The sequence below is a fragment of the Streptomyces sp. NPDC038707 genome (assembly GCF_040636485.1).
GTDB lineage: Bacteria > Actinomycetota > Actinomycetes > Streptomycetales > Streptomycetaceae > Streptomyces.
Map to the genome: position 1 here is coordinate 1 of NZ_JBEZUP010000073.1, position 10,127 is coordinate 10,127.

A 10,127-nucleotide genomic window follows, 5' to 3' on the forward strand; every position below is an offset into this window, starting at 1 on the left:
CGCACGGTCGCCCGGATCATCGACCTCGCCCATGACGCCGTGGCCAAGGGCGTGGCGACCGAGGAGGACAGCCCGGTCCCGGCCCGCCCCCTCGCCGGGCGGCGAGGCCGCGCGCGCCCCGCGCGGCGGCCCGGCGGACGGTGCGCCCACCCCTCATCTCCGCCCGCTCACGCCCCACACACGAACGGATGACCGCATGCCTGTCGACCGCCTCGCCTTCACCCGGACCATGTCCCGCGTACCCAGCCCTGTCACGGTGGCCACCACGGCCGACGCGTCCGGGCGGCGGTGGGGCTTCACCGGGAGTTCCTTCTCCTCGCTGTCCCTCGATCCGCCGCTCGTGCTCATCTGCCTGGACAAGGGCGCGAGCACGCACGGCGCCTTCACCTCGGCCCCGCACTTCCTCATCAACGTACTCGCGCACGACCAGGGCGATGTCGCCCTGCGCTTCGCGGCCTCGGGCGTGGACCGGTTCGAGGCCGACGACATGACGCCCTGCGAACTCGGCCTGCCCGGGCTGCCGGAGGCGGCGGCGCGCATCGCCTGCACCACCCACGAGATCCTGGACGGAGGCGATCACAGCATCCTCGTGGGACGGGTCGAGGCGACCCACGCCGGCGACCGCGCGCCCCTCGTCTACAGCGACCGCACCTTCGGCCGGCCCGTACCCAACGACCAGATGGCCGCGGCCGGATGACCCCCGCGGCCCCGCTGCGGCTCGCGGTGCTGGGGACGGACCACGTGCACCTCCCGGACTACCTGGAGGTGGTCGCCCGCGACCCGTGGGCCGCGCTGACCGCCGTCTACAGCGACCGCCCGGCACCGGTGGCCGGCATCGAGCCCGCACGGGACGCGGCCGAGGCACTGGCCGGGGCCGACGCGGCCGTGATCGTCTCCACCACGGCCCAGCACGGCAGCCTGCTGCGCCAGGCCGTACGGGCCCGTGTCCCGGCGCTGGTCGAGAAGCCCCTGGCGGCCACCGCCGAGGAGACCGGCCGGCTCGCGGTGCTCCTCGCGGCGGCCGAACGTCCGGTCACCACCGCGATGTTCCTCCGCTGCGCGCCCGAACTGCGGGAGGTGCGCGCCACGCTGGCCGACCGCGGCCTGGGCGAGCTGGCGGGCGTGCACCTCCGCTTCACCCACCCGGGGCTGCTCGACGACGCGTTCACCGGGCCCACCGCCTGGATGCTGGCCGAACGGCACGGCGCCGCCGGAGCCTTCGCCGACCTCGCGGTCCACCTCGTCGACCTGCTGGAGTGGCTGGATCCCTCGGCCGGCCTGCGGGTGTGCGGCGCCTCCTACCTCACCCGTCCCGACGCCGACCTGAACGTGGGCGGGGCGGCCGTGCTGTCCTGGGGCGGTGTGCCGGTGACTCTCCAGGCCGGCTGGACGTCCCGGCCGGGCGGGATGCTCCTGCACATCGAGGGGACGCGCGCCAGTGTGACCGTCCGGCCGCGGCTGCGGGCCGGGGCCGCGCTGGAGGCCTTCCTCGGCCAGCTGCGGGGGGACCTGCGCTGGGAGCCGCCCACCGCCCGGGAGATCGTACGCACCGCCCGGGTCCTGGACGCCGTCGACCGGGCGGCGCGCACGGAGCCGGAATGACACCGGCCGCCTTACCTCTCAAAGTCGTCGTGGGTCGCCCGCGATCACTGGAGAGTGTTCGTCCGTACTCGTACTGTCAAAGCGAGTCGAGCTTCACGCCATCGATGAGCAACGGAGGATCTACATGACTTCGCCCCTCACCCCGACCCCTCTGATGGACCTGACCCTCGGCGTCTACGCGTTCAAGGCGCTCGGTCTGGCCACGGAGCTCGAGCTGTTCACCGAGCTCGCCGGGGGCGGCAGCACGACCCTCGCCGGTTTCGCCGAGCGGCACGGGATCGACGAGCGCCCCGCGGAACTGCTGCTCACCGCGCTCGTCTCGCTCGACCTGCTGCGGCTCGACGACGACGGCAGCTACCACAACACCCCGCTGTCCGAGGAGTTCCTGGTCAAGGGCAAGCCGCGGTACTTCGGCGGCTGGGTGACGCTGGTCGACAAGCACGAGTACCCCGCCTACATCAAGATGCTCGACTCACTGCGCGGCAACCGCCCCTACACCTGGGACGTGGAGAACCAGGGGTCGCTGTTCGAGCCGGACGACCCGGTCGTCAAGGAACACTTCTGGGACGCCATGCACTCGCTGTCGGCGTACACCGCCGGCCAGCTCGCCGAGCACTTCGACTTCACCTCGATCAAGACGCTGCTGGACGTGGGCGGTGGCGGCGCGGCGTACGACATCGAGCTGTGCAACCGCTACCCGCACCTGAAGACCACCGTCTTCGACCTGCCGTTCGTGTGCGACCTGACCAAGCCGCGGGTGGAGAAGGCCGGCCTGGCGGACCGCATCTCCTTCGCCAGCGGTGACTTCTTCAAGGTCGGCGGCGTGCCCGGCGGCTACGACGCGATCCTGCTCTCCAACATCCTGCACGACTGGAGCGTGGAGGACGCGCGCAAGATCCTGCGGTCCTGTGCCGAGGCGCTGTCCTCCGGCGGTGTCCTGCTGATCACGGAGTCGTTCGTCTCCGACGACAAGCGCGGTCCGGCGCCCGCGGCGCTGATGAGCCTGAACATGCTCATCGAGACGTGGGGCCGCAACTACACCGCGGCCGAGTACTCCGCGTGGATGGAGGAGTTCGGCCTGAAGCCGGAGGGCGTCACGCCGTTCGAGGGCCAGGGAGCCAACGGCGTGCTGGTCGCCCGCAAGCCCTGACACCCCGCCCCGCACCGCCGCGCCGCTTCCCCCGGCCCGCGCGCGGCTACGGCCCCCAGGACCCACGGGTCCTGGGGGCCGTCCGCTTGGACCCCTTGCCCCGCGCCCCCCTGGGCCGGCGGCCGGCCCCCGGGACGCGGGGAACCGGCCGCCGGCCCGTGCGGGCGGCGGGGCGCCGGTCAGCCGGCCGCCGGCTCCTGCCGGCGAGCCGCCACGGCGGGGTGCACCGGCGGCTCGGCGACCCCCGCGGGCCGCTGGTTCGCGAACTCCTTGCGCAGCACCTGAACCACCTCGCCGAGCATGTCCAGTTGCTCCAGCACGGTCTTCAACGGCAGCCCGGCGTGGTCCATGTTGAACATCTGCCGCTGGTAGTCGCCGAAGTACTCACGGAACCGCAGGGTCTTCTCGATCACCTGCTGCGGACTGCCCACGGACAGCGGCGTGATCTCCATGAAGTCCTCCAGGGACGGACCGTGCCCGTACACCGGCGCGTTGTCGAAGTACGGCCGGAACTCCCTGATGGCGTCCTGCGAGTTCTTGCGCATGAAGGCCTGCCCGCCGAGCCCGACGACGGCCTGCTCGGGCCGGCCGTGCCCGCTCTCCGCGTAGTGGTGCCGGTAGAGCGCGATCAGGTCCTGGAAGTGCTCCTTGGGCCACAGGATGTTGCTGGCGAAGAATCCGTCGCCGTAGTGGCCGGCCTGCACCGCGATCTCCGGGCTGCGGATCGAGCCGTGCCAGACGAACGGAGGCACGCCGTCCAGCGGCCGGGGCGTGGCGGTGAAGTGGCTCAGCGGCGTACGGAACTTGCCGTGCCAGTTCACCTCCTCCTCCCGCCACAGCCGGTGCAGCAGCGCGTAGTTCTCCAGCGCGAGGGGGATGCCCAGCCGGATGTCCTTGCCGAACCACGGGTACACCGGAGCGGTGTTGCCCCGGCCGAGCACCAGGTCCACGCGTCCGTCGGCCAGATGCTGGAGAAGCGCGTAGTCCTCGGCGATCTTCACCGGGTCGTTCGTGGTGATCAGGGTGACCGCGGTGGACAGGATGATCCGCTCGGTGCGCGCGGCGATGTAGCCGAGCAGCGTCGTCGGGGACGTGGGCACATGGGGCGGGTTGTGGTGCTCGCCGGTGGCGAAGACGTCCAGACCCACCTCCTCCGCCTTGAGCGCGATCCGGACCATCGACTTGATCCGCTCGTGCTCGGTCGGGACCCGGCCCGTGGTCGGATCGGGGGTCACGTCTCCGACGCTGTAGATGCCGAATTGCATGGTGCAGCTCCTCACAGGTGTGGCAGTGACGGCAGATCGCAGCGCTGCGCACCCGCTGTGGGGGAGGCGTGGGCCGGGCGGGTCCCGGATGCGCAGGTCAGGTTTCGGATCGGCCCCGGGCGCCGGCGGACAGCAGACGCTGGGCCTTCTCCAGCGCCTCGTCCGAGTCGGCTCCCGAGAGGATGGCGTCCAGGAGGCCCGGGTAGCGCGCGTCGAGGTCCTCGCGCCGCAGCGACAGCAGGTTCTCCCGGCCGGAGGGGTGCTGCCAGATGACACCGCTCTCGCGCAGTACGCGCCAGTGATGCGTCATCGTGGACTTGGCGGTGATGCCCAGGAGTCCCAGGACGCTGCCGCAATTGTGTTCCCCGCCCGCGTCGAGCACACGGACGACGGCAAGTCGTACAGGGCTGCCCAGGGCGGACAGCACGCTTTCGATCCGAATCTGGTCGCGGTCTGGATGGCGGCTCATAATCCCACAGTACCGCGACATTCATACTTTCCGTCACCTGGGCGCTTGTGGATCGTTCGCGTCTTTTCCGGACTCCGGGCCACCGGCCCGACGCCCCTCCCGGCTCCCCTCGGGAGCTGATCGTCTGCATGGATCTCCTCTCGGCGCGCCCGCGTCCGGCCGGACCGGTCCGCGGGGCAGCAATGGTTCGACTGTACTAAGGTTGCCGAACGAAGCAGCGTACGTAAGAATACGAACAGTCGTAACGATGCGGCGCCGTCCGGGCTGCCGGGCGCGTCGCCCGGGCTTCCAAGCCACCAGAAACGCTCGTTCCACAGCTTCGAGAACCACACCACCAGAGCCAGAAGGGGCACTCCTGCCATGTCCTCTACATCAGCGCTGAACCAAGGAAGCTCGGGCGGCGCCCCACGCCACTTGGGCTGGATCCTCACGCTGCTGGCCCTCGCGCAGCTGCTCTACGGCCTCGACCTGAACATCGTGTTCGTGGCACTGCCCGAGATCGGCCAGGAGCTGGGCTTCCCCGGCCAGACCCAGCAGCTGGTGGTCAGCGCCTACGTCGTCTTCGCGGGCGGTTTCCTGCTGTTCGGCGGGCGCGCGGCGGACCTGCTCGGCCGGCGCAGGATGTTCGTCCTCGCCCTCACGATGTACGCCGTGTCGTCGCTGGCCGGCGGTCTCGCGCCCAGCCCCGAGGTCATCGTCGTGGCCCGCGCCGTCCAGGGCATCGCCGGTGCCCTGCTGCTGCCGTCCACCCTGTCGCTGATCAACACCCTCTTCGAGGAGGGTCCCAAGCGGAACCGGGCCCTCGCGGTCTGGGGCGGCGCCGGGGCCAGCGGTCTGACCATCGGCGCCCTCCTCGGTGGTGTGCTGACGGACAACTTCGGCTGGTCGTCGGTCTTCTTCGTCAACGTCCCCTTCGGCGGTCTGGTCGCCCTGTGCGCCCTGCTCGTCATCCCGCGTGACCCGGCCCGCACCGAGCGCCGCAAGTTCGACTTCCCGGGCTCCCTCACCGTCACCGGCGGCTCCACGCTGCTGGTGTTCGCCCTCGTCGAGGGCCCCGAGCGGGGCTGGGGCGACGGCCTGGTGGTCGGCGCGTTCATCCTCGCCGTCGTCCTGCTCGCGCTCTTCGCCGTGGTCGAGTCGCGCAGCTCCGACCCGCTGATGCCGTTCCGGCTGTTCAACAACCGGAACCTCACCGTGGGCATGCTCGTCACCTTCCTCTACATGGCGACCTTCGGTGTGCTGCCGTACTTCCTCACCGTCCTGATGCAGAGCGTGCACGGCTACAGCGCCCTGCAGACCGGCCTCGGCTTCCTCATCCCCTCGCTCGCGATCGCCACGGGCACCCAGCTCGGCGAGCGGTTCGCCAGCAAGATCGGCACCCGCACCACGCTGATCATCGGCTTCATCGTCGGTATCGTCGGCACGGCCGGCCTCGCCTTCGGCTTCGACTCCGACGCGAGCTACGCCATGCTGGTGCCCGGCCTGATCGTGTCCGGCATCGGCCAGGGCATCGTCTGGACCGCGATGTGGATCGCCGCCGCCACCGGCACCGCCCCGCAGGAGCAGGGCGTGGCGAACGGCATCGCCTCGACCGCGCTGAACATCGGCAACGCCATCGGCCTGGCGATCTTCACCGTCATCGCCGAGATCGGCACGGACGGCAAGGCGGGCCAGGCACTGAAGTCGGCGCAGGCGGACGGTGAGTTCCTGGTCGTGATGCTCACCGCGGCCGGCATGGTCGTCGGTCTGCTCGTCACGCTCGCCCTGAAGCGGCAGCCGGCCGCCCCCGCCGTGCCCGCGTCCGGCAGCGAAGAAGAGGCCCTCGCGGCCCGCTGAACCCCGGACGGCGGGCGTCCGGGGGGCCGGAAATCCCCCGCCCGGCTCCTCGCCCGCCGTCCGGCTCTCCCCGGAGGCCTGCACCACGGCTTCCTCTCCGGAGGCCGACACCACGGTCTCCTCTCCGGAGGCCGACACCACGGTCTCCTCCCCGGAGGCCGACACGACGGCTTCCTCCCCGGAACCGGGCGGCGGCCCGGCGCATCCGGTCCACGGCGGTCACCCGACCTGCCCCGGACCGGTCCGCGCCGGGCCGCCGCCCGTGTATGTGCGGTGTGCGGTGCCGTGGCGGACGCCCGCGGACGCATTCGCGTGTGCCGTCGAGGGCGGCCGTACGCGGACTTCCCAAAGTCTCCCCGGGCTGGGGTGCGCGACATTCTCTCCGTACGAGGTTTTGCGTACTGTCGTAGCCGTCCTGGCACCCCTGAAACCCCCTGTCCTTTGGAGAGCCATGTCCCGTCGTCTGTTCACTTCCGAATCGGTGACCGAGGGCCACCCGGACAAGATCGCGGACCAGATCAGCGACACGATCCTGGACGCGCTGCTGAGCGAGGACCCCACCTCCCGGGTCGCCGTCGAGACGCTGATCACCACCGGTCAGGTCCATGTCGCCGGGGAGGTGACGACGGGGGCGTACGCGCCCATCGCCCAGCTCGTGCGACAGAAGATCCTCGACATCGGCTACGACTCCTCGGCCAAGGGCTTCGACGGCGCCTCCTGCGGCGTCTCCGTGTCCATCGGCGCCCAGTCGCCCGACATCGCCCAGGGTGTCGACACCGCCTACGAGGCACGCGTCGAGGGCGACGACGACGAACTAGACCGCCAGGGCGCCGGCGACCAGGGCATCATGTTCGGCTACGCCACCAACGAGACCCCCAGCCTGATGCCGCTGCCCATCGAGCTGGCCCACCGGCTCGCCCGGCGGCTGACGGAGGTCCGCAAGAACGGCACCGTGCCCTACCTGCGCCCCGACGGCAAGACCCAGGTGACCATCGAGTACCAGGGCTCCAAGCCGGTCCGCCTGGACACCGTGGTCGTCTCCACCCAGCACGCCGCCGACATCGACCTGGACACCCTGCTCACCCCCGACATCCGCGAACACGTCGTCGAGCACGCGCTCGCGCAGCTCGCCGAGGACGGCATCAAGCTGGAGACCGACGGCTACCGGCTGCTGGTGAACCCGACCGGCCGGTTCGAGGTCGGCGGCCCCATGGGCGACGCGGGCCTGACCGGCCGCAAGATCATCATCGACACCTACGGCGGTTACGCCCGCCACGGCGGCGGCGCCTTCTCCGGCAAGGACCCCTCCAAGGTCGACCGCTCCGCCGCCTACGCGATGCGCTGGGTCGCCAAGAACGTCGTCGCCGCCGGCCTGGCGGAACGCTGCGAGGTCCAGGTCGCCTACGCCATCGGCAAGGCGGAACCGGTCGGCCTGTTCGTGGAGACCTTCGGCACCGGCACGGTGGCCCAGGAGAAGATCGAGAAGGCCATCACCGAGGTCTTCGACCTGCGCCCGGCCGCCATCATCCGCGACCTCGACCTGCTGCGCCCCATCTACGCCCGGACGGCCGCCTACGGACACTTCGGCCGCGAACTGCCCGAGTTCACCTGGGAACGCACCGACCGCGCCCAGCAGCTCAAGGACATCGCGAGCGCCTGAGGAGACGCTGCAGGCCGAGAAGTTCGAACCCAGAGGAGCAACCGATGCGTATCGCAGTCACGGGGTCCATCGCCACCGACCACCTGATGACCTTCCCGGGCCGCTTCGCCGACCAGCTCATCCCGGACCAACTCGCCCACGTCTCCCTCTCCTTCCTCGCCGACGCACTGGAGATACGGACCGGGGGGGTCGCCGCCAACATCGCCTTCGGGCTCGGCCGGCTCGGCCTGCGCCCCGTGCTGGTGGGCGCCGCGGGCATCGACTTCGCCGACTACGACGCGCGCCTGCGAGCGGCCGGCGTGGACACCTCCACGGTGCGGATCAGCGGGGAACACCACACCGCGCGTTTCGTCTGCACCACCGACACCGACCAGAACCAGATCGCCACCTTCTACCCGGGCGCCATGAGCGAGGCCCGGCACATCGACCTGGCCGCCGTACGGCAGTCCGTCGGCGGACTCGACCTCGTCCTGGTCGGCGCCGACGACCCGCAGGCGATGCTGCGGCACACCAGAACGGCACACGACCTCGACCTCGACGTGGCCGCCGACCCCTCCCAGCAGCTCGCCCGCCTCGACACCGAGGAGACCAAGCGGCTGGTGCACGGGGCGCGCTGGCTGTTCACCAACGAGTACGAGGCGGCCCTGCTCCAGGAGCGCACCGGCTGGAGCGAGCGCGAGGTGCAGAACCGGGTGGGCACCTGGATCATCACCCGCGGCGCCGACGGGGTCACCCTGCTGTCCGGGCACACCGAGCGGGTGGACGTGGCCGCGGTGCCCACCGAGCGCATCGCCGACCCGACCGGCGTCGGGGACGCCTTCCGCGCGGGCTTCCTGGCCGGCCTCGCCCGGGAACTGCCCTACCGGCGGGCGGCCGAACTCGGCTGCGCCTTCGCCACCGTCGTCCTGGAATCCGTCGGCACCCAGGAGTACAAGCTCGTGCCGGGGGACCTGGCCGCCCGCATCGACCAGACCTACGGCCGGGCCGCCGCCGCCGAGCTGGAGCCCCTCCTGGCGGGCGTGGCATGAGCAACGCACAGTCCCGGCGTGCCGACGCCCTCCGCGAGGCGCTCGCCACCCGTGTGGTGGTCGCCGACGGAGCCATGGGCACGATGCTCCAGGCCCAGGAGCCCACCCTCGAGGACTTCCAGAACCTGGAAGGCTGCAACGAGGTCCTGAACGTCACCCGGCCGGACATCGTGAGCTCCGTGCACGCGGCCTACTTCGACGCGGGCGTGGACTGCGTCGAGACCAACACCTTCGGGGCCAACCTCACCGCGCTCGGCGAGTACGACATCGCCGACCGGGTCCACGAGCTGTCCGAGGCGGGCGCCCGGGTGGCCCGCGAGACCGCCGACGGGTACACCGCGCGGGACGGCCGGCCCCGCTGGGTGCTCGGCTCGATGGGCCCCGGCACCAAGCTGCCCACCCTGGGACACACCACCTTCACCGCGATCCGGGACGCCTACCAGGGCAACGCCGAGGGACTTCTCGCGGGCGGTGCCGACGCGCTGCTGGTGGAGACCACCCAGGACCTCCTCCAGACCAAGGCGGCCGTCCTCGGCGCCCGGCGCGCGATGGCGACGGCCGGCTACGACGTCCCGGTGATCGTGTCGGTGACCGTCGAGACCACCGGCACCATGCTGCTCGGTTCGGAGATCGGCGCGGCGCTGACCGCGCTGGAGCCGCTGGGCATCGACATGATCGGCCTGAACTGCGCCACCGGCCCGGCCGAGATGACGGAACATCTGCGCTATCTCGCCCGCAACGCACGGGTGCGGCTGTCGTGCATGCCCAACGCGGGCCTGCCGGTCCTGGGCAAGGACGGCGCCCATTACCCCTTGTCGGCACCGGAGTTGGCCGAGGCACAGGAGAGTTTCGTCCGCGAGTACGGCCTCTCGCTCGTCGGCGGCTGCTGCGGCACCACCCCCGAGCACCTGCGCCGGGTCGTGGAGCGGGTCCGGGGGCTGGCCCCGCCGGAGCGTGATCCGCGTCCCGAGCCGGGTGCCGCTTCTCTGTACCAGTCCGTTCCGTTCCGGCAGGACACCTCGTACCTGGCCATCGGTGAGCGGACGAACGCGAACGGGTCGAAGAAGTTCCGGGAGGCCATGCTGGAGGGCCGCTGGGACGACTGTGTGGAGCTGGC

Annotated in this window: 10 protein-coding genes; 8 read left to right on the forward strand and 2 right to left on the reverse strand. The window is 71.2% G+C overall.

Annotated features, from left to right (window positions below; translation table 11 throughout):
* From AB0E62_RS39465 to AB0E62_RS39480, 4 genes are all read left to right on the forward strand, one after another.
* Window positions 1-192, forward strand: a 192-nt coding sequence (locus tag AB0E62_RS39465; protein ID WP_362205805.1) for a hypothetical protein, incomplete at its 5' end; no start/stop codon positions are given.
* Between the two features lie 4 nt (window positions 193-196).
* Entirely contained in the window at window positions 197-697 is a 501-nt protein-coding gene (locus tag AB0E62_RS39470) for a flavin reductase family protein (RefSeq protein ID WP_362205807.1), read from the forward strand.
* A complete protein-coding gene (locus AB0E62_RS39475) occupies window positions 694-1,602 on the forward strand; it encodes a Gfo/Idh/MocA family oxidoreductase (RefSeq protein ID WP_362205809.1) in 909 nt (302 codons plus the stop codon). The genes AB0E62_RS39470 and AB0E62_RS39475 overlap by 4 nt, the downstream gene beginning before the upstream one ends.
* Window positions 1,603-1,726: 124 nt before the next feature.
* Complete coding sequence (locus tag AB0E62_RS39480) at window positions 1,727-2,752, forward strand: methyltransferase (protein WP_362205812.1); 1,026 nt, start codon at window positions 1,727-1,729, stop codon at window positions 2,750-2,752.
* Between the two features lie 179 nt (window positions 2,753-2,931).
* On the opposite strand, the gene AB0E62_RS39485 is transcribed toward AB0E62_RS39480, so the two are convergent.
* Both AB0E62_RS39485 and AB0E62_RS39490 read right to left on the reverse strand, forming a co-directional pair.
* Window positions 2,932-4,017 carry an LLM class flavin-dependent oxidoreductase gene (locus tag AB0E62_RS39485; RefSeq protein ID WP_362205815.1) on the reverse strand — a complete coding sequence of 362 codons (1,086 nt, stop codon included), beginning with the start codon at window positions 4,015-4,017 and terminating at the stop codon, window positions 2,932-2,934.
* A gap of 97 nt (window positions 4,018-4,114) precedes the next feature.
* Window positions 4,115-4,486 carry a helix-turn-helix domain-containing protein gene (locus AB0E62_RS39490; protein WP_362205818.1) on the reverse strand — a complete coding sequence of 124 codons (372 nt, stop codon included), beginning with the start codon at window positions 4,484-4,486 and terminating at the stop codon, window positions 4,115-4,117.
* Between the two features lie 360 nt (window positions 4,487-4,846).
* On the opposite strand from AB0E62_RS39490, the gene AB0E62_RS39495 reads away from it, so the two are divergent.
* From AB0E62_RS39495 to AB0E62_RS39510, 4 genes are all read left to right on the forward strand, one after another.
* Window positions 4,847-6,322 (forward strand): MFS transporter, encoded by a 1,476-nt coding sequence (locus AB0E62_RS39495; protein WP_362205821.1) that lies wholly within the window; start codon window positions 4,847-4,849, stop codon window positions 6,320-6,322.
* Window positions 6,323-6,773: 451 nt separating this feature from the next.
* Window positions 6,774-7,982, forward strand: a complete 1,209-nt coding sequence (gene metK / locus AB0E62_RS39500; RefSeq protein WP_362205824.1) for a methionine adenosyltransferase — start codon at window positions 6,774-6,776, stop codon at window positions 7,980-7,982.
* Between the two features lie 44 nt (window positions 7,983-8,026).
* Window positions 8,027-9,010 (forward strand): carbohydrate kinase family protein, encoded by a 984-nt coding sequence (locus AB0E62_RS39505; protein ID WP_362205827.1) that lies wholly within the window; start codon window positions 8,027-8,029, stop codon window positions 9,008-9,010.
* The coding region (locus AB0E62_RS39510; RefSeq protein WP_362205830.1) for a homocysteine S-methyltransferase family protein at window positions 9,007-10,127 on the forward strand (1,121 nt) is incomplete at its 3' end. The genes AB0E62_RS39505 and AB0E62_RS39510, both read left to right, overlap by 4 nt.